This is a genomic window from Acinetobacter sp. KB005 (assembly GCF_049949095.1).
Classification (GTDB): domain Bacteria; phylum Pseudomonadota; class Gammaproteobacteria; order Pseudomonadales; family Moraxellaceae; genus Acinetobacter; species Acinetobacter calcoaceticus.
In genome coordinates this window covers 1,143,582-1,168,982 of the sequence record NZ_CP188191.1, presented here as the reverse complement: position 1 = coordinate 1,168,982, position 25,401 = coordinate 1,143,582, and the positions used below count along the sequence as shown (strand labels likewise).

General features: G+C 40.5%; 23 protein-coding genes and 5 tRNA genes. 1 reads left to right on the top strand and 27 read right to left on the bottom strand.

All coding sequences use genetic code 11. The annotated features are described in order from the left end of the window. Window positions 1-76: 76 nt before the first annotated feature. From rpoB to ACPF64_RS05625, 27 genes are all read right to left on the bottom strand, one after another. Window positions 77-4,165: a DNA-directed RNA polymerase subunit beta gene (gene rpoB / locus ACPF64_RS05755; protein WP_005037255.1), complete on the bottom strand. Its 4,089-nt coding sequence runs from the start codon at window positions 4,163-4,165 to the stop codon at window positions 77-79. Between the two features lie 305 nt (window positions 4,166-4,470). Next, window positions 4,471-4,836: a 50S ribosomal protein L7/L12 gene (gene rplL / locus ACPF64_RS05750; RefSeq protein WP_005037257.1), complete on the bottom strand. Its 366-nt coding sequence runs from the start codon at window positions 4,834-4,836 to the stop codon at window positions 4,471-4,473. 48 nt (window positions 4,837-4,884) lie between these two features. After that, a complete protein-coding gene (rplJ, locus tag ACPF64_RS05745) occupies window positions 4,885-5,391 on the bottom strand; it encodes a 50S ribosomal protein L10 (protein WP_005037259.1) in 507 nt (168 codons plus the stop codon). A gap of 315 nt (window positions 5,392-5,706) precedes the next feature. Further along, window positions 5,707-6,402 carry a 50S ribosomal protein L1 gene (gene rplA / locus ACPF64_RS05740; protein ID WP_003654501.1) on the bottom strand — a complete coding sequence of 232 codons (696 nt, stop codon included), beginning with the start codon at window positions 6,400-6,402 and terminating at the stop codon, window positions 5,707-5,709. A 3-nt stretch (window positions 6,403-6,405) separates the two neighbouring features. Next, a complete protein-coding gene (rplK, locus tag ACPF64_RS05735) occupies window positions 6,406-6,834 on the bottom strand; it encodes a 50S ribosomal protein L11 (protein ID WP_005037262.1) in 429 nt (142 codons plus the stop codon). Between the two features lie 108 nt (window positions 6,835-6,942). Next, window positions 6,943-7,476 carry a transcription termination/antitermination protein NusG gene (nusG, locus tag ACPF64_RS05730; protein ID WP_003654499.1) on the bottom strand — a complete coding sequence of 178 codons (534 nt, stop codon included), beginning with the start codon at window positions 7,474-7,476 and terminating at the stop codon, window positions 6,943-6,945. Between the two features lie 7 nt (window positions 7,477-7,483). Continuing rightward, window positions 7,484-7,924 (bottom strand): preprotein translocase subunit SecE, encoded by a 441-nt coding sequence (secE, locus tag ACPF64_RS05725; protein ID WP_426455793.1) that lies wholly within the window; start codon window positions 7,922-7,924, stop codon window positions 7,484-7,486. A gap of 75 nt (window positions 7,925-7,999) precedes the next feature. After that, window positions 8,000-8,075: transfer RNA gene (locus ACPF64_RS05720), tRNA-Trp, on the bottom strand. A gap of 60 nt (window positions 8,076-8,135) precedes the next feature. Continuing rightward, window positions 8,136-9,326: an elongation factor Tu gene (gene tuf / locus ACPF64_RS05715; RefSeq protein WP_004640736.1), complete on the bottom strand. Its 1,191-nt coding sequence runs from the start codon at window positions 9,324-9,326 to the stop codon at window positions 8,136-8,138. Window positions 9,327-9,472: 146 nt separating this feature from the next. Beyond that, window positions 9,473-9,547: transfer RNA gene (locus ACPF64_RS05710), tRNA-Thr, on the bottom strand. 13 nt (window positions 9,548-9,560) lie between these two features. After that, window positions 9,561-9,636 (bottom strand) — tRNA-Gly (locus tag ACPF64_RS05705). 37 nt (window positions 9,637-9,673) lie between these two features. Next, window positions 9,674-9,757, bottom strand: a tRNA-Tyr gene (locus ACPF64_RS05700). Between the two features lie 53 nt (window positions 9,758-9,810). Continuing rightward, window positions 9,811-9,886 (bottom strand) — tRNA-Thr (locus tag ACPF64_RS05695). 98 nt (window positions 9,887-9,984) lie between these two features. Further along, window positions 9,985-11,478 carry an anthranilate synthase component I gene (gene trpE, locus ACPF64_RS05690; protein ID WP_005037269.1) on the bottom strand — a complete coding sequence of 498 codons (1,494 nt, stop codon included), beginning with the start codon at window positions 11,476-11,478 and terminating at the stop codon, window positions 9,985-9,987. 110 nt (window positions 11,479-11,588) lie between these two features. Beyond that, on the bottom strand, window positions 11,589-12,257 hold the full coding sequence (locus tag ACPF64_RS05685) for a phosphoglycolate phosphatase (protein WP_426455792.1): 669 nt from the start codon (window positions 12,255-12,257) through the stop codon (window positions 11,589-11,591). 65 nt (window positions 12,258-12,322) lie between these two features. Further along, complete coding sequence (locus tag ACPF64_RS05680) at window positions 12,323-12,952, bottom strand: FHA domain-containing protein (RefSeq protein WP_426455791.1); 630 nt, start codon at window positions 12,950-12,952, stop codon at window positions 12,323-12,325. A 41-nt stretch (window positions 12,953-12,993) separates the two neighbouring features. After that, complete coding sequence (gspD, locus tag ACPF64_RS05675) at window positions 12,994-15,270, bottom strand: type II secretion system secretin GspD (protein ID WP_426455790.1); 2,277 nt, start codon at window positions 15,268-15,270, stop codon at window positions 12,994-12,996. Between the two features lie 41 nt (window positions 15,271-15,311). Next, window positions 15,312-16,148 (bottom strand): type II secretion system protein N, encoded by an 837-nt coding sequence (locus ACPF64_RS05670; protein ID WP_426455789.1) that lies wholly within the window; start codon window positions 16,146-16,148, stop codon window positions 15,312-15,314. Next, entirely contained in the window at window positions 16,148-16,891 is a 744-nt protein-coding gene (gene gspN, locus ACPF64_RS05665; RefSeq protein WP_005037277.1) for a type II secretion system protein N, read from the bottom strand. Before gspN ends, ACPF64_RS05670 begins: the two co-directional genes overlap by 1 nt. A gap of 332 nt (window positions 16,892-17,223) precedes the next feature. Next, complete coding sequence (locus tag ACPF64_RS05660; RefSeq protein WP_003654486.1) at window positions 17,224-17,550, bottom strand: H-NS family nucleoid-associated regulatory protein; 327 nt, start codon at window positions 17,548-17,550, stop codon at window positions 17,224-17,226. 194 nt (window positions 17,551-17,744) lie between these two features. Continuing rightward, complete coding sequence (locus ACPF64_RS05655; RefSeq protein ID WP_004640721.1) at window positions 17,745-18,185, bottom strand: acyl-CoA thioesterase; 441 nt, start codon at window positions 18,183-18,185, stop codon at window positions 17,745-17,747. Between the two features lie 7 nt (window positions 18,186-18,192). Further along, window positions 18,193-19,386: a heme biosynthesis protein HemY gene (locus ACPF64_RS05650; RefSeq protein ID WP_231764205.1), complete on the bottom strand. Its 1,194-nt coding sequence runs from the start codon at window positions 19,384-19,386 to the stop codon at window positions 18,193-18,195. A gap of 9 nt (window positions 19,387-19,395) precedes the next feature. Then, a complete protein-coding gene (locus ACPF64_RS05645) occupies window positions 19,396-20,238 on the bottom strand; it encodes a hypothetical protein (protein WP_005037281.1) in 843 nt (280 codons plus the stop codon). Window positions 20,239-20,246: 8 nt separating this feature from the next. Continuing rightward, a complete protein-coding gene (locus ACPF64_RS05640; protein ID WP_426455788.1) occupies window positions 20,247-21,014 on the bottom strand; it encodes a uroporphyrinogen-III synthase in 768 nt (255 codons plus the stop codon). Window positions 21,015-21,017: 3 nt separating this feature from the next. After that, on the bottom strand, window positions 21,018-21,935 hold the full coding sequence (hemC, locus tag ACPF64_RS05635) for a hydroxymethylbilane synthase (protein ID WP_426455787.1): 918 nt from the start codon (window positions 21,933-21,935) through the stop codon (window positions 21,018-21,020). Between the two features lie 101 nt (window positions 21,936-22,036). Beyond that, window positions 22,037-22,777, bottom strand: a complete 741-nt coding sequence (locus tag ACPF64_RS05630) for a LytR/AlgR family response regulator transcription factor (protein ID WP_003654476.1) — start codon at window positions 22,775-22,777, stop codon at window positions 22,037-22,039. A 60-nt stretch (window positions 22,778-22,837) separates the two neighbouring features. Continuing rightward, window positions 22,838-23,977, bottom strand: coding sequence for a sensor histidine kinase (locus ACPF64_RS05625; protein ID WP_426455786.1), 1,140 nt, complete (start codon window positions 23,975-23,977; stop codon window positions 22,838-22,840). Here ACPF64_RS05625 and argH point away from each other — a divergent pair. Then, window positions 23,968-25,401 (top strand): argininosuccinate lyase, encoded by a 1,434-nt coding sequence (argH, locus tag ACPF64_RS05620; protein WP_017387747.1) that lies wholly within the window; start codon window positions 23,968-23,970, stop codon window positions 25,399-25,401. The genes ACPF64_RS05625 and argH overlap by 10 nt on opposite strands.

The following is a 25,401-nucleotide window of genomic DNA, read 5'->3' as shown; positions in this document are numbered from 1 at the left end:
CGTGTGTCGGGAAGCAACGCTTACCCGACTGGGTCACAAATATTGTTTTTTCCTAAAAAATCGTGAGTCTTACGACTTAGTCACCATTTTTCAGTTCAATGTTGATACCTAAAGAACGGATCTCTTTGGTCAATACGTTGAACGATTCAGGCATACCCGGATCCATATAATGGTTACCATCTACAATATTCTTATAGATGCGTGTACGACCTTCAACGTCATCCGACTTAACAGTTAACATCTCTTGAAGTGTATATGCTGCGCCGTAAGCTTCGAGTGCCCAGACCTCCATCTCACCGAAACGCTGACCACCGAACTGTGCTTTACCACCAAGCGGTTGCTGTGTAACAAGTGAGTAAGAACCAGTTGAACGCGCATGCATTTTGTCATCAACCAAGTGGTTCAATTTGAGCATGTACATGTAACCTACAGTTACAGGACGATCAAATTGTTCACCCGTACGACCATCAAACAATACTGTTTGACCTGTCCGCGAAATATCAGCTAATTCAAGTAAGTCTTTAATTTGGCTTTCTTCAGCACCATCAAATACAGGAGTAGCTAAAGGCACACCAGCACGTAAATTGCCTGAAAGTGCTAAGACTTCAGCATCAGTTAAGCTATCAAGATCTTCTTGCTCGCCGCCGACTTTGTTATAAATCTTGTCTAAGAATTCGCGAAGTTCTAAAACTGTACGCTGTTCTTTCAACATTTTTTCGATTTTATCACCAAGCCCTTTAGCTGCCATACCCAAGTGAGTCTCAAGAATCTGACCCACGTTCATACGAGATGGTACACCCAATGGGTTCAATACGATATCTACCGGTACACCGTTAGCATCGTGTGGCATGTCTTCAACAGGCAAAATGTTAGATACAACACCTTTGTTACCGTGACGACCAGCCATTTTATCACCAGGCTGAATACGACGTTTAACTGCTAGGTAAACTTTAACAACTTTCAGAACACCAGTTGTTAACTCATCACCAGTCGAAAGCTTACGTTTCTTCTCTGCAAACTTCTCATCAATTTCTGCGCTCTTCTCTTTCAAGAACACTTGAATTTGAGATAAACGTTCAGCAATTGCTTCGTCTGTAGGTTGGATTTCAAGTAAGTCAACAAGCTCTAAACCAGACAACATATCTTCAACGAGTTTGTCGCCACGTTTAGTCGAACCACCACCGTTAGACTCTTGGCCGTTAAGCAAACGAATTACACGCTCACGAGCTGCTTCTTCAAAGATCTTGTATTCTTCTTTCAAGTCTTTACGGTAAGCGTCAAGCTGTGCTTTTTCAATTGCCATCGCACGGTCATCTTTCTCTAAGCCATCACGCGTGAAGACTTGAACATCGATAACTGTACCTTTAGTACCAGATGGAACACGTAAAGATGAGTCTTTAACATCAGCTGCTTTCTCACCAAAGATAGCACGAAGCAATTTTTCTTCAGGAGTTAACTGAGTTTCACCTTTAGGCGTTACTTTACCAACAAGGATGTCACCAGCAGTAACTTCCGCACCGATATAAACGATACCTGACTCATCAAGTTTAGAAAGTGCAGCTTCACCTACGTTAGGAATATCGGCAGTAATTTCTTCTGCACCTAACTTGGTATCACGCGCTACACATGATAATTCTTGAATATGAATAGAAGTTAAACGGTCTTCTTGAAGTACACGCTCAGATAATAAGATCGAGTCTTCGTAGTTGTAACCATTCCACGTCATGAACGCTACACGCATATTTTGACCAAGCGCAAGCTCACCCATATCTGTTGACGGACCGTCTGCCAGAATGTCACCGCGAGCAACTTTGTCGCCTAAATTCACGATAATATTTTGGTTGATACAAGTGTTTTGGTTAGAACGTGTATATTTAATGAGGTTGTAAATATCTACACCAGCCTCACCTGCAATCATTTCATCTTCGTTTACACGAATAACGATACGAGAAGCATCTACATATTCAATCGCACCACCACGGTTCGCGATCACACATACGCCCGAGTCACGTGCAACGTTCGCTTCCATACCTGTACCTACAAGCGGTTTATCCGCACGTAGAGTAGGAACCGCCTGACGTTGCATGTTTGAACCCATCAATGCACGGTTCGCGTCATCGTGTTCAAGGAATGGAATAAGTGATGCAGCTACAGATACAACCTGCTGTGCAGATACATCCATATGCGTCACTTTTTCAGGTGGCATACGTACAAAGTCACCTTGGTGACGAACAGAAACAAAATCTTCTGTTAAGTTACCATCTTTATCTATCGCAGAATCGGCCTGTGCAATAACAGTACCTACTTCTTCAATAGCAGAAAGGTATTCAACAGCATCAGTTACTCGGCCATCTACCACTTTACGGTAAGGTGTTTCCAAGAAACCAAAATCATTCGCTTTTGCATAAACAGAAAGCGAGTTGATCAAACCAATGTTTGGACCTTCCGGCGTTTCAATTGGACATACACGACCATAGTGAGTTTGATGTACGTCACGCACTTCAAAGCCCGCACGTTCACGCGTTAAACCACCAGGCCCAAGCGCTGAAACACGACGTTTATGTGTAATCTCAGATAATGGGTTGTTTTGATCCATAAACTGAGACAATTGGCTCGAACCAAAGAATTCTTTGATTGCAGCTGCAACTGGTTTTGCGTTAATGAGATCTTGCGGAGATAAATTATCTGTTTCTGCTTGGCTTAAACGCTCTTTAACAGCACGTTCAACACGAACCAAACCAACACGGAATTGGTTTTCAGTCATCTCACCAACAGAACGTACACGACGGTTACCTAAGTGATCGATATCATCGACTTCACCTTTACCGTTACGGATCTCAACTAATGTACGTAATACATCGATGATATCTTCGTGCGATAAAATACCTTCTACTTCACGTGACTTCTGGTCAGTACCAACTTCGTATGGGCGCCCCAAACGACGGTTGAATTTCATACGACCTACTGGAGATAAGTCATAACGTTCAGAAGAGAAGAATAAGTTATTAAATAAGTTTTCAGCAGCTTCTTTTGTTGGTGGCTCGCCTGGACGCATTACTTTATAGATTTCAACTAATGCTTCTTCACGACCAGATGTTGTGTCAGCACGTAATGAGTCAGCAACAAATGAACCACGGTCAATATCGTTCGTAAACAAGATATTGAACTGTTTAACACCGCCTTCTGCCAGTTTCACCATAACTTCATGGCTTAACAATGTATTTGCAGGAATCACATCACCATTACGTAAAGTAATATCTTCGGCAGTGATACGCTCATACAAGTACTCATCAGGAACTGATAGCTTAGCTAAACCAGAAGCTTCCATTTGACGTACGTGACGTGCATTAATACGTTTACCTTGCTCAACAATGATTTTGCCATCATTGTCTGCAATATCAAATTGCGCCATTTCGCCACGCAGACGATCTGGAACGAGGTCAATTTGATAGCTACCCATATCAAGATATACAGGCACTTTTTCATAGAACAAATTCAAAATTTGTTCATTGTTATAACCCAATGCACGCAACACAACAGTTGCTAATAATTTACGACGACGGTCAATACGTACATAAACTAAATCTTTTGCATCAAATTCGAAATCTAACCATGAACCACGGTAAGGAATAATACGTGCAGAATAAAGTACTTTACCACTTGAATGTGTTTTGCCTTTATCGTGATCAAAGAACACACCAGGTGAACGGTGTAATTGAGATACGATTACACGCTCAGTACCATTGATCACAAAGGTACCATTGTCTGTCATGAGTGGCATTTCACCCATGTAGACTTCTTGTTCACGTACGTCTTTAATAGATTTAGTTTCGCGATCTTTAATAATCAAACGAATTTTTACGCGCATTGGTGCCGCATAAGTCGAACCACGTAAAATACATTCACGCACATCAAACTCAGGCTTACCAAGGCTATACTCAACAAATTCTAAAGCAGCATTGCCAGAATAACTTTCTATAGGGAAAACTGAACGAAATGCGGCTTGGAGACCGATATCTTCGCGGTTTTTTGGAGATTTGCCACCTTGCAAGAACGTTCTATACGAATCGACCTGGATCGAAAGTAAGTACGGTGCTTCCATTACTTGGGGCAATTTACCAAAATTCTTACGGATCCGTTTCTTTTCGGTATATGAGTATGCCATCTGGAGTCCTCGGAAAGTAAACCAAGCCCGCCTGCAGAACGGGCTCAGAAGGAATTACACAGGCCGATATGGCCACCACTGTTTACAAATGCTGCAATTTTTAGTGGTATTAAAACGCTTAACAATATTTTTTAAAAAGAAAAATATTGGTAAACATTTGAAATTACTCTGATTATTCTAAAACACGACAATTATTGTACAGAACAAACAAAAATCGAGCCGATTATTGTAACGCAAAAAGGCTGATGACCCAAGAGCCATCAGCCATTTTATGGAGCCGATTTAAAAACCGACTCCTTTTACAATTACTTAAGTGTAACTGTAGCACCAGCTTCTTCAAGTTTCTTCTTAAGTTCTTCGCCTTCTTCTTTAGAAACGCCTTCTTTAAGAACTTGAGGAGCACCTTCAACTAGGTCTTTAGCTTCTTTAAGACCAAGGCCAGTTGCTTCACGAACTGCTTTAATTACAGCTACTTTGTTAGCACCAAAAGAAGTCAACTCAACGTTGAATTCAGATTGTTCTTCAGCAGCAGCAGCAGCAGGAGCAGCAGCTACAGCTACAGCAGCAGCAGATACGTTGAATTTTTCTTCAAAAGCAGAAATAAGTTCAACAAGTTCAAGAACAGTTTTTTCAGCAACTGCGTTTAGGATTTCTTCGTTTGTTAAAGCCATGAGATTAACTCCAAATGGGTATTGAATGGTGTGGAAGTAGATTTAAGCTTAAGCAGCTTCTGACTCGTTTTTCTCTTGAAGCGCTGTAAGTAAGCGACCCAATTTCGAAATAGGAGCTTGAAGAACAGATGCGAGCATAGTAAGCGCTTTTTCTTGGTTTGGAAGGTTTGCGATAACGCTAACTTCAGCACCTTGATAAAGTTTGCCGTCAAATGCAGCAGCTTTTAATTCAAATGCTTTGTTAGTTTTAGCAAATTCTTCAAACAAGCGTGCAGCTGCACCCATATCGTCTTCAGAAGTTGAGAATGCTAAGATTGTTGGGCCAACAAGGTTGTCATTCAAGATTGCAAATTGCGTATCTTGAAGAGCACGTTTAGCCAAAGTATTACGTACAACACGTGTAGCAACACCTAGTTTACGAGCTTCAACACGAAGAGCAGTTAATTGCTCAACAGTTAAACCTTGATAGTCAGCAACAACGGCAGCGAACGCTGTAGAAGCAGTTTGAGCCACTTCAGCAACGATCTGTTTTTTGCTTTCAATAAGAAGAGCCATTGTAAAACCTCCTAACGGTGATTTATGTACTCAAAAAAGTACACTCCCAATTCGCAAGTCAACAAAGGTTTGACTTACACGCGGAGGAGGAATAAATCACACCACCGCGTCTACGCAGGCTGGGCTATTAAGAAGATATTCAAAAGAAGTCTCTTCGCCTGTGGTCTTTGACGCTGATAAATTTACATTTATCAATTCAAAGTCCGCCTGATGAGTGAGGAAACAAAGCATTACTTTGAATGAGTATAAAAAATCTATGATTTTTTATACTCTGCCCTCAATCAGGACTTTAAAATTCTTGACTAAATTTTAAACTTAGTTAGAAACGTTGCTTACATCAACAGTAAGACCAGGACCCATAGTTGAGCTCAAAGTGATCTTTTTGATGTATACACCTTTAGAAGTTGCAGGTTTTAACTTTTTCAAGTCAGCAACTAAGGTTTCAACGTTTTGACGGATAGCAGCAGCATCAAAGCCTAACTGACCGATCGCAGCATGGATAATACCCGCTTTGTCTACACGGTAACGAGCCTGACCAGATTTAGCATTTTTAACAGCATTCGCTACATCAGGAGTTACAGTACCAACTTTAGGGTTTGGCATTAAACCACGTGGACCAAGGATTGTACCGAGCTTACCAACAACACGCATAGCGTCAGGAGCAGCGATTACAACATCAAAGTTAAGGTTTCCACCTTGGATGCTTTCAGCAAGGTCATCAAAACCTACGATGTCTGCACCAGCTTCTTTAGCAGCTTCTGCTTGCGCGCCTTGAGCAAATACCGCTACACGTACAGTTTTACCAGTACCAGCAGGTAATGTAGTCGCACCACGAACAACCTGATCAGATTTACGCGGGTCTACACCAAGGTTTACAGCTACATCTAAAGATTCTTTGAACTTCGCAGCAGGTAAGCTGTTAAGAACTTGAACCGCTTCTTCCAAAGTGTAAACTTTGTTTGCTTCAACAGCAGCAGCAATGGCTTTTTGACGTTTAGTTAACTTTGCCATGTCTTATAGCTCCACTTCCAAGCCCATAGAACGTGCAGAACCAGCGATGGTACGTACACGTGCGTCTAAATCAGCACCAGTTAAATCTGGTTCTTTAGTAGTCGCAATTTCTTCTAACTGAGCACGAGTCAACTTACCAACTTTAGTTTTGTTTGGTACAGGTGAACCTTTTTGGATACCAGCAGCTTTCTTAAGAAGAATAGAAGCTGGTGGAGTTTTCATGATGAATGTGAACGACTTGTCGTTGTACACAGTAATCACTACAGGAATTGGAAGACCTGGCTCAACTTTTTGTGTAGCAGCATTGAATTCTTTACAGAATGCCATGATGTTTACACCACGTTGACCTAATGCAGGACCAATTGGTGGAGATGGATTTGCTTTACCAGCTGGAACTTGCAGCTTGATATAGCCGTCAATCTTCTTAGCCATTTTAAATACCTCTGGGTACAAACGCCGCTAGGCTCCCCAATGTTTACGCTACACTTTTATTACAACAACAATGCCCGATAAAATCGGGCGTTTTTCAACCAATTAAGATTAAATCGTTTTTTCGACTTGGCGAAACTCGAGTTCAACCTGAGTTGGTCGATTAAATACGTTAATCGTCAACGTTAAACGCGACTTCTCATATTGAACTTCTTCCACCACACCTTTAAAGTCTGTGAATGGACCGTCAATAACAAGTAATTCTTCACCTGGTTCAAACATCGTCTTAGGACGTGGTGCTTCACCAGTATTACGTACACGCGCAAGAATCGCATCCGCTTCACGCTGAGTGATTGGTGCTGGTTTTTCAGGTGTACCACCGATAAAACCTAGAACCTTTGGACATTCTTTAACGATATGCCAAGTATCATCATTCATTTCCATTTCAACTAACACATAGCCAGGAAAGAATTTGCGCTCAGATTTACGTTTCTTACCATCCTTCATTTCTACCACTTCTTCGGTAGGAACAAGGACATCACCAAAGCTATCAGCAACAGCGCTACGCTGGATTCGTTCTGTAAGTGAACGTAACACTTGTTTTTCATAGCCAGAGTAGGCATGAATAATGTACCAACGTTTCATAGCTCTTTTACCCGATAATCAACTTAATTAACCAACCCAAACCATAGTCAAAACACCATAAAACCAATGATGCAACAACTACAACCAATAGAACCTGCCACGATGTAGTGACTGTTTCTTGTTTTGTTGGCCAAGTTACTCGACGCAATTCGACTCGTGCATCTTTTAGCAAACGAACGAAGCCTTTACCTTGATGGGTGGCGTATAATAAACCTAAAGCCACAACGATACAAGCAAAAATTGCCCCAACGCGCACCCAAATATTGTTTGCAGGTGCCCAATGCGCTGGTAAATACTGATTCGCCATAACAGCTAAAACCAATAATGCAATCGCAATCACGCATAGAACAATATCTAGAGGCGAACCAGAACGAACAACTTCAGCAGAATTATTTCTTTGAGGAATTGGCGCGTCGCTCAATGCGTCACGCGATTTATCATTCGACATTTTTGTACTCGTCGTAGAACTCGCGACTTATTATATGAACAACTAAGCCAGCATCAAGCTTTTTATTTGAAAATATGGCAGGCCAGGAGGGACTCGAACCCCCAACATTCGGTTTTGGAGACCGACGCTCTACCAATTGAACTACTGACCTATAATGCAAGTTGAGAGCCAAAGCCCTCAACCTGAGACGTAATCCGTCACTATATTATGCTTATGCAGTTACTTTCGCAACAACACCAGCACCTACAGTACGACCACCTTCACGGATCGCAAAACGTAGACCTGGGTCCATTGCGATTGGGTGGATTAATTCTACTGACATTTCAACGTTGTCGCCTGGCATAACCATTTCAACGCCGTCTTGTAATTGGATTGCGCCAGTTACGTCAGTTGTACGGAAGTAGAACTGTGGACGGTAGCCATTAAGGAATGGAGTATGACGACCACCTTCTTCTTTAGAAAGTACGTATACTTCTGCATCGAATTTAGTGTGCGGCTTGATTGTACCTGGTTTAGCAAGTACTTGACCACGTTGTACGTCTTCACGCTTAGTACCACGTAGAAGAACACCACAGTTCTCGCCTGCACGACCTTCGTCAAGCAATTTACGGAACATTTCTACGCCAGTAACTGTAGTTGTTTGAGTATCACGGATACCAACGATTTCAACTGATTCGCCTACTTTCACAATACCAGCTTCTACACGACCAGTTACTACTGTACCACGGCCAGAGATAGAGAATACGTCTTCGATTGGCATTAAGAATGCTTTGTCGATAGCACGTTCTGGTTCTGGAATGTAAGAGTCAAGCGCTTCAACAAGAGCAAGAACTGAAGGCTCACCATATTGACCAGCATCGCCTTCTAACGCTTTAAGCGCAGAACCACGGATAACTGGAGTGTCATCACCCGGGAAGTCATAAGTAGAAAGAAGTTCACGAACTTCCATTTCTACTAATTCAAGTAATTCTTCATCATCAACAAGGTCACACTTGTTCAAGAATACGATGATGTAAGGTACACCAACCTGACGAGAAAGAAGGATGTGTTCACGAGTTTGTGGCATTGGACCATCAGTCGCAGCACATACAAGGATCGCGCCGTCCATCTGAGCAGCACCAGTAATCATGTTTTTAACATAATCGGCGTGGCCCGGGCAGTCTACGTGAGCGTAGTGACGGATTGGAGAATCGTATTCTACGTGTGAAGTATTAATTGTAATACCACGTGCTTTTTCTTCAGGTGCTGAGTCGATTTGTGAGTAATCTTTCGCTTCACCGCCGTAAGTTTTTGCACAAATAGTTGCAATCGCAGCAGTTAAAGTTGTTTTACCATGGTCAACGTGACCGATTGTGCCCACGTTTACGTGTGGCTTATTACGTTCAAACTTAGCCTTAGCCATGTTTATAGTCCTCGTTTACGTCGAACACAATTCTGAGTAAGACCCAGCATCGACATATCGCCTAAAAAATCAAACACCCAATACTTGAAAAGCAGACTAATAAGCCTGCTTTTTAAATCTTTGTAGAAAATCTACTAAACTGTATCTGGAGCTCTTATCGAGATTTGAACTCGAGACCTCTCCCTTACCAAGGGAGTGCTCTACCACTGAGCTATAAGAGCGATTATCCTTCGATGGAGCGGGAGACGAGGGTCGAACTCGCGACATGCAGCTTGGAAGGCTGCCGCTCTACCAACTGAGCTACTCCCGCACGATGCTGGTATACTTAGCACTTCAATCGAAGTTAATGGTGGTGAGAGAAGGATTCGAACCTTCGAAACTTTCGTAGCGGAGTTACAGTCCGCCCCCTTTGACCGCTCGGGAATCTCACCACTTCACACTTATTTCAGTGTTATTCCTCACTCAACAACTTCACACTTTTAGATGGTGCCGGCACACGGATTCGAACTGTGGACCTACTGATTACAAGTCAGTTGCTCTACCAACTGAGCTATGCCGGCGCTTCTTAGTGTTTCGTACGTTTCGTATCGGAACGGTGTGCAGTTTAGCAAAACTTCCAAACGATGCAAGTGGTTTTTTTAAAAAAATCGCTAAAAACTCATAAAATCAATCCGTTTGACGATAATTCAACCGCTTTGATCACTGCGCGAGCTTTTATTTGTGTTTCATTCCATTCTGATTCAGGATTTGAGTCAGCAACTAGGCCCGCTCCAGCCTGCACATACACTTTTTTATCGCGGATAACACACGTACGGATTGCAATCGACATGTCCATTTCACCATGCCATCCTAAATATCCCACTGCCCCACCGAAAACGCCTCGCTTAACAGGCTCAACTTCATCAATGATTTCCATTGCACGAATTTTCGGTGCGCCAGATAGAGTACCTGCTGGAAAGGTTGCCTTAAATACATCTAAGGCATCGATATCATCACGAACTTCACCTTGTACATTTGAAACAATGTGCATGACATGCGAATAGCGCTCAATCACCATTTGATCAGTAACTTTGACCTTACCAATTTTAGAAACTCGACCAACATCATTTCGACCAAGGTCTATTAACATTAAATGCTCTGCGATTTCTTTTTCATCAGAAAGTAAATCTTTTTCTAAAGCGATGTCTTCTTCTTTAGTTTTTCCACGCGGTCTTGTACCTGCAAGTGGGCGGACTGTCGCAATACCATTTTCTAGTCGAGAAAGAATTTCTGGTGATGAACCTACAATATGGAATGGTTTATTATCTGTAATTGTTTGACCCTGCACCAAAAACAAATAAGGTGAAGGGTTTAAATGACGTAAAGCACGGTAAACTTGCAAAGCCTCACCATCAAAGTCCGAAACCATACGCTGGCCCGGAACAACCTGCATAACATCGCCCGCTCTAATGTATTCTTTTACCTTCTCGATTGTTTCAAGAAACTTAGCTTTACCCGTAATCGATTCAAAATGAGGCGGTGTATGCGGCTTAGCTTGCAAACTCACTGGTGTAGCTAATAACTGCTCTAATTGATCTAACTTTTGCTGAGCATCTTCATAAGCATCTGGCTGCGTTGTATCAGCATGGACAATTAAAAATAAAGTATCTTTAAGGTTGTCGAAAACAATGACTGTCTTTGATAGCATCAACCACAAGTCTGGTAAAGCAATTGGATCAGCAGCAGGTACATTCTTTAAGCGCGGCTCAATATAACGAACTGCATCATAGCCCAAATAACCAACTAGCCCGCCAGTAAAACTTGGTAATGCAGGCAAAAGCTCAGCTGGTGGCACTGTAAATTGCTTCTGAAATTCACGAATATATTGAAATGGATCTAGGCAATCTTCTTGTGTGATCGAACCATCAGCATGCTGTATAGACAAGACCCCTGCATTACATGAAAAAACTGTCGATTCGCCTAAACCGATCATGGAATATCGCGCCCAGTTTTCACCACCTTCGACCGACTCAAATAAATAAGCTTGTTTTTGGTCCTTAAAACGAGCAAAAACTGATAAAGGTGTTTCCGTGTCTGCTAAACGCTGGCGATAAACAGGAATCGTGTTGTAACCTGATGCCTTAAGTTGTTCAAATTGCGCTAATGTAGTCATGAATTTTTCTCTAATATGGTTTTCGATTTAAAACGGTGTTTTTCTAGTTTCGATTTAGACACGCCATCGAAAAACCATACGCTTATTCATGCTGATCTCCATTTCACTCATTAGATAATTAACTCAGCCAAACTATCAACCACTTGCTGAGGTTGGCAATCATAGATATTTTCTCCATGATTATAGCCATAGCTAACCACAATACAATCAATTCCCGCGCGCCGTGCAGCCTCAATATCATTACTTGAATCGCCAATCATTAGCGCGTGCGAAGCAGATATCTTTAAACTTTGCATACAATGCAACAAAGGCAATGGATGTGGTTTTCTCTCTGGCAAACTATCTCCCCCAAGTACAACTTGAAAATAAGAAGAAAGTTCTAATGCATCCAGCAACCCTTGAGCAAGTTGCACAGGCTTATTGGTAACACATGCCATATTTATATTCAAAGCTTTACAATGCTTTAAAAACTCAGTTACTCCAGGATAAATTTGAGTATTTACGCAAAGCTCCGCACCGTATACATCTACAAATTTTTGTAATAAAACTTTATGTTGTTCGGTGTCTAATTTTCCAAATATATGAAGCAAAACACTTTCACAAAGTTTTGAAGCTCCTTTACCCACCCATTCTCGTATTTGTGCTTCAGTTACCAATGGCCAACTTAGCGCTTGTAAACTTAAATTCATGGATCGATATAAATCAGCTGCAGAGTCAACTAACGTTCCATCTAGGTCAAATAAAATTAAATCGCGCTTATTTAGTTGTGCAACAGACATCTTCTTATACTCAAAATTAAAAAGGCATGCGTTTAGCATGCCTTGATTGTAAAAGCACCAACGAATTATTTAAAGAATAACCATGCCAATAAAGCTAAGATTACTAAAATAATAATAGTGATCAAACCAACTGAAGCATTCTTCTGTTGCTCTTTTTCTTCAGCAACACGAGAAACAGGCTCATCAAAGGCAACAGGTGTCTGTTGTGGTTGTACATTAACATCTACACCTTCCGGGATCGGTGCAGGTTTTGGAATAGAGATATTTTGCGGCATACCATCGCGACTGACTTCTATTTCAGCAGCACGCTCTGTAAGACTCGGCATTCCTTGATCACTTAAATCTTGCAATGGGGCCGTATTTACAGGCTCTACTTCAATTTCAGGCAAATCGTCTATTTCCTGCACAGGCGCTAATACAGAAAATTTAAAGCTCGCAAATTGAACAATATCACCATCATGCAGCTGTTTTTCTTGCTCAATACGAATATCATTTATGAATGTGCCATTCGATGAATTAAGGTCTTGCACCCATAGCAATTGATCTTTTAAAAGCAATGCAGCGTGGCGACGTGAAATTTCAGCAGCTTGTAACAACACATCAGCATCTTGATGGCGCCCTACCAGCATATCACGATCAATACTAATTTCTTGGCCAGTAATTTCGCCAGTAATTGCTTGTAATTTCCAAGTCATGCGTATGTCCTATTTCACTTTTTATCAATCATAACATGCTACTACGGCGCTGTGCTTGGACGCAGTGTCGTTGTTGTTACTGTATTTTTAGTACGATTAATTTCAGGCTCAGGCAACTGTAAGGTTTGCTTTCGAACCGCAGGCTCTACCGCTACGGGTGTGGTTACTGTCGAGCTTTTTCCACCCGAAGGAACCTGTTGATAATTTTTTGGCTGAGAGGTAACACTTGGCAGTGTCATCTTTTGATTATAGACATCATCAACCTGCTCAGGCAGTTTGGCAAAATTGCCATTTTGATCCATCGCCAATTGCAAGCTATAAAGCTGATTATAGCGCTGCTGAGACAAACGGCGCACATCATTCGCATCACCCACAATTGTTGGATGAATAAAGACAAGAAGATTACGCTTCGTATTACTTCTGCTGTCTGAACGGAATAACCTACCTAGGTATGGAATGCTGCTTAACCCAGGAATACCTTGACGACTGAGTTCAACATCATCAGACACCAACCCCCCTAAAACAACTGTTTGTCCATGCTCGGCCAATACAGCAGTTTTAATAGCACGTTTATTAGTAATTAAATCGGCTGCCTGACCTTTACTGGTCTGAACATTCGAAACTTCTTGCTCAACTTCGAGACGAACCGTACCACCTTCACCGATATGTGGAACAACTTTTAATGTCACCCCGACATCTTTTCGTTCAACAGTTGTGTATGGATTGATACCTGTACTATTCGTAGTGACCGACCCTGTTACAAATGGAACGTTCTGACCTACAACAATATAAGCCTCTTCATTATCCATAGTCACAATGGATGGTGTCGAAAGTAAATTTGATTTGGTGTTAGCTTTGAGTGCTTGAATTAATGCACCATAAGCCTTACGGGAATTCTCAAAATTACCTACAGCAAAAGTTGCACCATTACCTTTATTGGCACCACCAGCAATAGCGGATGCCGCTCCAGCCGAACCACCAGACAAATAACCAGCAGCAATAGAAGATAAACTTGCACCCACATTACTGAAGCTAAGCAAGCCTATTCCACTAGATAGATCACCTAGCGCCCATTGAATTCCGAGTTGATCTGCATCATCTCCTGAAACTTCAATAATGGCAGCTTCAATTAAAACTTGCTGACGGCGAACATCGAGTTGCTGGATAGCAGATTCAATTTCACGCATTAATTGTGGATCAGCCTTAACCACTAACGAGTTTTGGGCATTATCCGCGATAATGCTCACACCATTTTGGCTAAAGCTAGAGATACTGTTCTGATTGTTGTTATTTGAATTACCATTTAGGTTAATAGATGGAGTAGAAATTGAGCTACCATTTGAACCAGATGTATTTGAGCTCGAATTCTGGTTATTACCCATCAAATTATTAATCGGATTCGATGAGTTAGAAGAATTATTATTACTATTTGACGAAGAAACCGCCTGCCCTGTTACGAGACCTTGTAAAATCTCTGATAAATTTTTTGCACTTGCATATTTCAATCGGAAAACTTTTAAGCCGCCTAAACGGTCTGCCGAAGGCACATCCAGCATCTCAATCATGTGGCGAATGCGTTTACGCGTTTCAGGGTCACCCTTTACCAAAATACGATTCGTTCGGTTGTCTGCAATAATACGAATACGTGCGCCACTAAAATCTTTCGATGCGCCTGTTGCACTCATTGCCTCAAGTTGAGTAATGATTTCTTCTGCCTGACTCGATTGCAAGCTAATAGCTTCAATATCATTTTGTCCCGTACCATCAAGGTTACGAATGATATTTTCAAGTTGGTAGATATTCGCAGCTCGGTCAGAAACAATCAGCGCATTAGTGCCTGCTATCGCAGCCATATGTGCAAATTGCGGCATTAAAGGGCGAAGTGCTGGAATTAAGTCATTTGGATTGGTATTTTCAAGCCAAATCACTCGGGTGACAATTTGATCACCACGCAATCTATTTCTAGAATCGTAAGGAATTCCCGAATTTTTAACATTGCTATCTGGCACCAATTTGATGGTGTTCCCAGAAGGAATTGCCACCACCCCATTGACATTTAAGACCCCAAGAAACAGATCATAAACTTCATTTTTATTGAGTGGTTTATTCGATATTACTGTGACATTGCCACGCACTCGCGGATCTACTGCAAAATTTTTCCCCGTGATATCTGCAACTTCATTAATAAATGCAGTTAAGTCAGCATCACGTAAATTGATCTTCCATGTCTGGGCATAGACGCTGCTGCTCACTGTCGCAATCAATGGGGCTGCTGCAAGTAATGCCCAAAGTGGACGTTGATGATTCAATAAAGCCATAACTTGCGATAATTCCTAACTCTTATGGTGACGTGTTATCACTAAAAATTTTGTTGTATGGTCATCATTTGATCACCACGTTTTATTTCTATTTTCACTTGCCCAGCTCGACGAGCTTGTTCAAGTAACTGCACATCCGTTTGTCCTTGCCCAACCGTTTGACCATTTAAAGAAACAATCCGGTCACCAGGCCTTAAACCTAACTTATTTCGAAGTGCGGTGGGTGTACGTTCTGTAACTTCAAAACCTTCACTTGAGTTACCGCTTACGCCCATATCACGTAGATATTGTTCACGGTTCCCTTGCATTTGCTGAATAGCCTGTCCAAGCGCTTCTTGAGTCGTATTAACAGGTGCCGATGGTTGAGACGCTGTAGCAGCTGGTTGTGAGGCATCTGGCGTCATGGGCTGATATAAACCGTTTGGCAAACCTTTGAACTGAAGTTCACGAGTACTGCCATTACCTTGACGCAATATAACGTGATCCCAATAAACTTCTACCAACTGATAAGATGTAGAGCCTATTGTTTCCCCCACCCGATATCGGTCAGCAGTATTATCAAGCTTAATAACTGCTGAGGAAAAACGGTTCGGATAGCCCACCATCACACCCTGCAATTCTAGGTTGACATTTTCCTGAGCTGCATTGGCTGAAGGTTCATTAAAAATCGAAAAAGTACTAATGTTAGGAATTTGCGGCTGCTGTGATCCCAACTCTACCCGATCGAATTGCATCATTTGGGGAGGGGCAATGACCCACCAAAATAATGAGGCTAATTTCCAACACAGCCATAAAATTAAAAAGGCGAATACGACAACACTTAACCGATCTAATTTTTGCCATTGTAGTTGCTGTAATTTTTCAATCCATACCTTCATTAGTTACCCCCTTGTATTAAGGGTTGGCGAGAACTAATGACAAAAGTATCTAAACCAGCTTTTCCATCATAAGACGGAATATTCAGTAATAATCTTTGTGTAAGCTGCACATCAAGCATCATATTGGCATCTAATAGAAGATTTGCCATTTTTTGACTGCGTTGATCACGTATATCAACCTGTAATTGACCATTTTGATCCGTTAATTGCCCATTTAAAGAAGGCATATTCATCCGATCTTGACGGTCACCAATATTATAAATTAAAGCACCACCACCCCAATGCAATTGACCATCAACTGCAGCGAAACCTTGCTCTTTTTTATAATTAAAATCAATATCTTTTAACTGGATACTGTTCACAGGCCATTGCCAGTTCACAATTTGTTTTAATGTTTCAGGCGCAATTTGACCATTCATTGCTCTAACAAGTACTTTTTTACCAACACCATAGGCCATTACCCCAGATAATTGGGTATTTCCACTATGGATATCCACATCAGCCGCGAACCTCAATAGAAACAGGTCAAGAGGTCTAGTTTTCCAATGAATCGAGCCTCTCAAAGTACCGCGCCGCCAATCTGCTTGGCCCTGCCAGATATTTCCACTTACATTGTGTAGAGTTTGATTATTCTTTGAAAATTTAGAAATAAGCCACGTCGCTGGGATCTGTAAAATAATAAAAATTAAAAATGCAATGAGGGCAAATAACCACCACTTCCACTGCTTAGACTTTTTCTTCATTCAGCCTTACCAACATGCAAATTATCGTCCTTATTTTGAGAGTAGCTCCCTAGTCTGACATTATGCATACTTTTTCAACATCGCCAATTCACTTCATATAAAAAAACCAAGCAATCAGGCTTGGCTTCTGTATTAAGACTATAAGTTGAACGTATGACAAAATCATGAAAACTGGCTAATCAACTTACTAAACGTACATTTGATCTCAACAATCTATTTAAAGATGAATTTAAACACTCAAATTCTTAAATAATATTTATAGCAAAATTTTAAATATTTCACGCATAAAAAAGCCAGGCAAATTTGCCTGGCTTTTTAGATCAGCAATACGATTAGATTAAGAAATCTTCAAGTTTTGCGCCTTTTTCAATTTCAGCAACTAACCAGCGTGGTTGTTTACCACGGCCAGTCCAAGTCTCTTCAGAATTGTTTTTGTTACGGTAACGCGGTTCAACAGATTTACGTGTTGTTTTCTTACGTTTTTGAGCACCAAACTCAAGAAGTTGTTCAACACTAAAACCTACATTTTCAGCGATCTCGATAATTTGATTATAAGCATCTTCGATTGCTTGATCTTTTTTACTTACAATTAAAGCTTCAGCTTCTTCTTGTAAACGTTTTAACTCTTCAACAGATAATTCACTGATATCCGGCTTCATTAATAAATACTCCAGTCTTACAGACAATTCAAAATAATACAGACAAAATTTAAAAACATAAAATCAAGACCAATATTATTTATAATCTATTCAATAAGCAATAGTTTGAAAGCCGTGTTCATCAGAATAATCAAAAAAATTACCTTTTAATTACATTACCAATTATAAATGACATATATTTTATTAATATTTATTTAAGATAAATGTATTAAGTCATGTCCAACAGATTTTTCTAGCTCAATAATTTTTTGTTTTATCTCTTGAGGTATTTCACATTTTCGTTCTGTTAATTTATCTACGCATACCATAACAGCATCACCCGTAGCTACGATTTGTTGTTGTGTTTCGCTCCACAATATATAAGCCATACGGAATGCACTATTACGGAGCTCTTCCACACGAACACCAACTTTCAATACATCGGGATAAAAAACAGGCTTTAAGTATTTGCATTGGCTTGAAGCGACAACGGTATATAATTGTGGGGTTAATATATTTATCGCTTCCATATATAAAATACGTGAGCTTTCAATATATCGATAATATTGTACATTATTGACATGACCAAAAGCATCCATATCTCCCCACGCTACTTTCTGTTCATATATTATCGGGTAGACAGACAGTTCTTTCATTTTTACCTCATATTTTAAATTTTAAAAAATTCGCATCATTTTCAAAGATTAGGTTTAACTGATTGATTAACACTTCATCTTCTTTAAGGGTAGACTTAATACGCAAATAGCTCATTAAAATATTATCTGGATATAATGTTAATAATGTTTCAGCCTCTGCTTGACGTCCAGTTGCCATATAGACATGCCATTTTGCAAAAGTTAAAACTGGCAAATTCATATATTGATTTTCAAGCTCAATAATTTTTTCTTCGACATCAGCATAGTCTGGAACCTGTTTAAGCAATTGTTGCTGAAACCACAGGTAAAACACTTCTGGATCAAACTGCTCTTTTAATAAGTGTAGTGTTAAGGCTGCATGCTGCATGCTCATATCAGGCATACGTGCTAATAGTTTGAGCCATAACAACTTACTGCTATAAGGTCGAGTTTGGATCTCAGACTCTAAATCCAGATAACGTTGTTGCAAGGCATGCAGGTCATCAATAGAAGCTTGATCAAATTGCTGAAGAAGCTGCTGCAACCATAAATCACGGTGTTCAGCATCTAATAATCCATACTTCATGGACCGTAAATATACCCATGGATGTTGCAGCGCTAATTGCCCCCATAACGCAGTTAATCTTTGCTGGTAGGCGGTTTCTATTTCCTCAAGCCAAGGCGATAACTGATGCTGGTATAAAAATTCAAGATGAGTTAATGCACGATCAGCTTCATTTTGGGCTAAAAAGATTTCGATTCGCTCTAACTCTGCCAATTCAAATGCCATTGGCGGTGACTGATCTAAAGCAGCTAATGCTTTTGGATAGTCTCCACTTAAAACCAGAAACTTGGCATCAATAATATTTTTTAAAAGTCCTGATTGAGTAAAAACACGTTCAATAAATACACGTTGGTCTTCGGCAGCCTCTAATAACCAAACAATACCTAATTGTTCATAGGGATGAAGGTTTTTAAACTGGAAGATGTTTTCACTTTTTCTTTGCTCACGAGAGGAATAACGTTTAATCCAAAGCCATACGAGTTGTGCAATAAAACTCACTACCACAAAAGCAAGCGTTAATCCCCAGACATTTGTTTGCAACTGCAATTGTCGCCAGTAGATATAGACATACCCCATTCCATAGCCATAACTAAATAAAGCTAAAGCTGCAAAGAGTATTAAGCTAATTACGAAATAAACCGACAGGAGGTGTTTCATATCTCCTCCTTATGAGCCAATTAGACCAAGTGTAGATAATTTAGGAACAGGCACTACCGATAAATGTGCCACTTTAGCAATACGTTTTTTTAACTGCTGACTCGTTGCATCAGGCATTTCATCTAGCTTTTGCATCACAGACTGCAACTCGTTTTGGTACTCTGTCATTTTCCCTTCATTGAGCGCCTGTTCCGCAATTAATAATCTTAATTGCACTTCTTTGAGCACTACACTTCGATTCATTAAATTAATAGACGGCGTTTCTACTTTTTCTATACGGAACCATTTTTTCCACCAAGACACAGACTCGGATTGATCCATCTCAAGTTTAGGCTGAGCTAAGGCTTGCTGAATATTTTTATCAATCGTCTGTAATAAATCATCAATCAATTGATGGCGTTGATTTTGGGCCAATGTGAATTGCTGAACTGCCTGTTTATCCTGCTCAAGCGATTGGTTCAAGCTATGTTGCAATGCAGGGGCAATTTCATAGTGTAGAAGAGATTGCTGTAACTGGTTTAATTGATCAACTGCGTAAATCAATTGTTGCTGATCAATTGCAAATTGAATTAAATCCAACTTTTGTTTTATTAAAACTGTAGGGGCAATACCCATCGGCGGGACTTCTAAATGGCCGGCCGGACTCAGTTTATTCCCTGTATTTACAGGTTGATTCTGTAATTGTCGTTGTAAAGCAACCAATTGATCATTTAGATTGGCATAGTGCTGTTCTGATTGAAGCAAACTTTGCTTAAGCTCGGGAACAGTACGAGAAATTTGCCACATATCGTAACTGAGCTTAGCCAACCAAGCCATGCCCAGTAAAATGATGATAGAAACAAGTTTTCTCATACGAATCCTTATAATGCCTGAATGTGATGAATCATCCCCGAAGGCGATAAATTTTCAAGTTGAATAATGTGAAAATGAGCCTGTTGCTGATCGCGATATTCTTTAACAATTTGAAAAAGACGTGGCCCTAAAACCAAATATACACAATCAGGTTGTACATTATTTTTTGAACAAAGCTCTAACCAATACTTCCAGCTCGCCTCACTCGTAATCAAGACCAGCCATTTGTTTAAATTATAATTTGAATTCTGTGTCAGATGTTTGAATGTGGAATATGAGGTTTCTGGGCACTGCCGATGATATAAAACGAAATTTAAAATCTGAATTCCTTGCTGTTGCAAGGTTTCCATCATAAATTGACGACCACCTTCTCCTCGCCAAAAAGCGACGCTAGCAGCTTGCTTCATATTATGGAGAATAGGTAGATTTAACATCCCCTCAGAGGTTTCAATATCTGGAATATGTGCTTCTACTCCATATTCATTTAGACAATTGGCCGTTGACTGCCCAACGGCAATCCACTGAATATGCTTCAAGTCAGATAGTTTTAAACCGCTTTGCAGTAAATACTTCATCCCCACATCAACGGCGGTTGGGCTCACTACAACGATAGCTTGTACTTTAACTAATTGTTGGTAAAGCTGAAGTAAATGTTCGGAAAAGGGTTTAGCAACGAGTTCTAAAAGAGGTAAAGACTCAACCTGATAACCTTCATTTTGCAAAACTTCTGTTAATTCTGCAGCCCGAGAATCAGGTCGAGTATTAATAAACAACATAGCTTAGTAGAGAGCCTTTAATAGCTCACCAGCACCTTGATCAAGTAAGTTTCGAGCAAGGTTTTCACCCAATTGCTGAGCGTTGCTGGCTTCATCTGTCAGTTCAGCACGTAATAATGTTTGACCATCGGCACTTCCGACACGACCTTCAATATGGATTTGTCCATTTTGTAGTGTGGCATAACCTGCAATTGGGACCTGACAACCGCCTTCAAGATAAGCATTAAAGGCACGCTCAGCACGCACACAAACATCTGTTTCTTGGTGTAATAAAGGTTGAATTAAAGCTAATACTTCGTTGTCAGCTGCACGGCATTCCAAACCCAATGCACCTTGACCCACAGCAGGTAAGCTAATATCTGGTGTTAAACAATGACGAATGCGTTCTGACAGCCCTAAACGCTTCAAACCAGCACTGGCCAAAATAATCGCGTCGTATTGACCATCATCTAACTTCCCTAAACGTGTTCCAACATTTCCACGCAAATCAATAATTTGCAAATCAGGGCGTTGTTTTAAAATCTGAGATTTACGACGTAAACTTGATGTACCAACTTTTGCACCTTGAGGTAAGTCAGCAAATTTTTCAAATTGATTTGAAACGAAAGCATCTAATGGATCTTCACGTTCACAAATTACCGCCAAGGTTAAACCTTCTGGCAAAGCCATCGGAACATCTTTCATTGAATGTACGGCTAAATCTGCACGCCCATCTAAAAGAGCTGCTTCTAACTCTTTAACAAACAGCCCTTTCCCACCAATTTTTGCTAAAGGCGTATCTAAGATTTTATCGCCCTGCGTGACAAATTTAACCAACTCCACCATTAAATCCGGGTGAAGCTCCTGTAATCGGGCACGAATATATTCTGCCTGCCAAAGAGCAAGTGGGCTTTGTCGTGTAGCAATTTTCAAGGTTTTCATAAATTCAAGCATGGGCTGGTCAAACAATACACCCTAAACTTAACTTGATCCCTTAAAATTGCAAGTAAAATCTCGCACGTCCAAGATAACTCTTTTTAAGTTTAGAGCTGATGAATCCGGTCTCTAAGCATAGATAAATGTCGGCGGCTCACCGAAAGTCGTTCATCTAAACCACGTAATCGAACCTGATATTGCCCCGAACTGACCAACTCCAATCCATCTAAATAGGCAACTGCAACCAACGCATTGCGATGAATGCGAATGAATTGATCTGCAAATTCGGTTTCAAGCTCTTTTAAAGTTTCATCAATTAATACACTGCCATTTTGATGACGCACCGTGACATATTTCTGATCTGCTAAAAAATAATAAATATTCTCCACAGGAATCAGCTCAACCCCACGATAGGTTTTAGCAGCAATTTGATGTCGCTGTGTTTTTAGATCATGTAAAAAATCATGTTGTGGCAAAGCATTGAGCTGCGCTCGAGTAAGCTGAGTCAGTTGACTAAAAACTTGTTCAAGTTCTTGAGGGTCGATCGGTTTAAGAAGATAAGCTTGAGCCTGAGATTTAAACGCTTCCAATGCATGTTGGTCATAGGCTGTACAAAATACAATCGCAGGTCTAGGGTTCAGCTGACTTAACTGTTCTGCACAGACAAGACCATTCATACCTGGCATTTGAATATCAAGTAAGATTACATCCGGTTGATGAAGCCGCGCCTGTTCCAAGGCTTCCTGTCCATGATGAGCCGTTGATACAACTTCATGTCCCATCTTTGAAACTAAACGTGATAATCGCTCCACTGCAAGTGGTTCGTCATCACAAATCAGCACCTTCATTTATCCTCCTTGTCACCGTTAACTTGATCCATTTTTTTATGGTTAACTCTGACTAACTTATTATTTTGTTTGATATTGATAGCTCATAATGGTGGTATATAAGGTTTCACCTTTATAAACCTGAAATCTAACGGAGTTCCCATAATATGCTTTCAGGCGTTGTTTTACATTTTCAAGCGCGATTCCATGCCCTTTCCGTGAATTTATTGTATCGTCTGTATATGGGTTGGTAATGACTATACTGACCTGATTTTGCAATATTTCAACCAATACCCCGATGGTTGCCTTACCTATCATTGGTTCTACCCCATGAAAAATACTATTCTCTAACAAAGGTTGTAATGTCAATAAAGGAATGGTGATCTGTTTCAGTTGCACAGGTGAAAGTTCAATTTTCCAATCTACTTTTAAACGCTCTCCCAAACGTACCTGCTCAATCATTAAATATTGTTTACTCAACTCGATTTCTTCATGCAGACTCACCAATTTCAATTCTTGGAAGCTTGCGCGAAATAAACGTGACAGGCTAATCAACATACCTTCTGCTTTATCTGGGTCTATCGCAATTAAGCTCACCACATTATTTAAACTATTAAATAAAAAATGGGGATGAATCCGCGCTTGCATAGCCTGAATACGAGCATTTAACTCTGCATATTGTTGATGTAGCCATTGCTCTCTCACATAGAGATAGCGCAAGCAGAAAGCCCCCAGTAATATCCCGTAGCTTAGATATAAAGGCACATTGGTAAAATAAATGCGCCAGTCCTGTGTTAAAGAAGCATGTTTATTTAAAAGACCAAACTGAAAAAAATTACTTATTAAAGTCGTCAAAACAACGATAGCTTGCAACATGACAAAACCGATAGCCAAGGCAAATTCTTGACGTAAGCTGCTAAAAAAACCTTGAAAGCGTTCAACCAAGGAAAAAAACGACAATATTACCCAGTTAATAAAAACGATGTATTGTAAAAGGCGTCCACCGCTTAATGCTTGCCATGACTGAGCTTCAGCCAGTGCCAAAACCAGTGCCAAAATGTTACTTGCGATAATTAATTCGAATAAGTGTTGCCAACGACCGTTTTTCGTAAAAAAATAGGAGGAATTTTGATTTCGGTATGCTGTAGGAAACAACTTTGTTTGTTGAGCTTCGGCAAGTGATATACTCTTTTTTATTTTACTGAGCCACCATGACCACATCTTCAAATCCCCCTAATTCAGTAACCCCAGACCAAACCTCAGGTATGTGGGGTGGTCGTTTTTCTGAAGCGACGGATGCTTTTGTAGCCGAATTTACCGCCTCTGTTCAGTTTGACCAGCGTTTTTATAAACAAGACATCGCCGGTTCGATTGCGCATGCTACCATGCTTGCGAAAGTTGGCGTACTCACAGAAGCAGAACGCGATGACATTATTGAAGGTTTAAGCACTATTCGCTCAGAAATTGAGGCTGGAACCTTTGAATGGCGCATCGATCTTGAAGATGTTCACATGAACATTGAATCACGTTTGACTCAACGTATTGGTATTACAGGTAAAAAATTACACACTGGTCGTAGCCGTAACGATCAGGTTGCAACCGATATTCGTCTTTACCTACGTGACGAAATTGATGACATTTTAAAATTATTAGAGCGCTTACAAAAAGGCTTGTTAGGCTTGGCTGCCAAAAATGTAAACACCATTATGCCTGGCTTCACCCACCTACAAACTGCACAGCCAGTGACTTTTGGTCATCACCTATTAGCATGGTTTGAAATGTTAGTACGTGACTCTGAGCGTCTTCAAGATTGCCGTAAGCGTGTCAACCGTCTGCCACTTGGTTCTGCCGCTCTTGCTGGCACGACATATCCAATTGACCGCGCTTACACAGCAGAATTATTAGGTTTTGAAGCTGTATGTGAAAACTCTCTTGATGCTGTATCTGACCGTGACTTTGCCATTGAGTTTAATGCAGCTGCATCTTTAATTATGATGCACTTATCACGTATGTCAGAGGAACTGATTCTTTGGACTTCTGCACAGTTTAAATTTGTGAATATTCCTGATCGTTTCTGTACTGGTTCTTCAATCATGCCACAGAAGAAAAACCCGGATGTTCCTGAACTGATCCGTGGTAAATCAGGTCGTGTATTTGGTGACTTAATTAGCTTACTTACGCTAATGAAAGGTCAACCATTGGCGTACAACAAAGACAACCAAGAAGATAAAGAACCTTTATTTGATGCAATCGATACGGTTCGTGGTTCACTCATGGCTTTCGCAGACATGATTCCTGCATTGGTTCCAAATATTGAAATTATGCGTGAAGCTGCACTTCGTGGATTCTCGACCGCAACCGATCTTGCTGACTATTTAGTGAAAAAAGGCGTTGCTTTCCGTGATGCTCATGAAATTGTAGGTAAAGCAGTTGCATTAGGCGTAGCTGAAGAAAAAGATTTATCTGAATTAACGCTTGAGCAATTACAACAATTCTCTGACTTAATCACAGCAGATGTGTTTGATAAAGCTCTAACACTAGAAGCTTCAGTAAATGCACGTGATCATATTGGTGGAACTTCACCAAAACAGGTAGAAGCTGCAATTGCTCGTGCCCATACACGTTTAGAACAGTTATACGCTTAA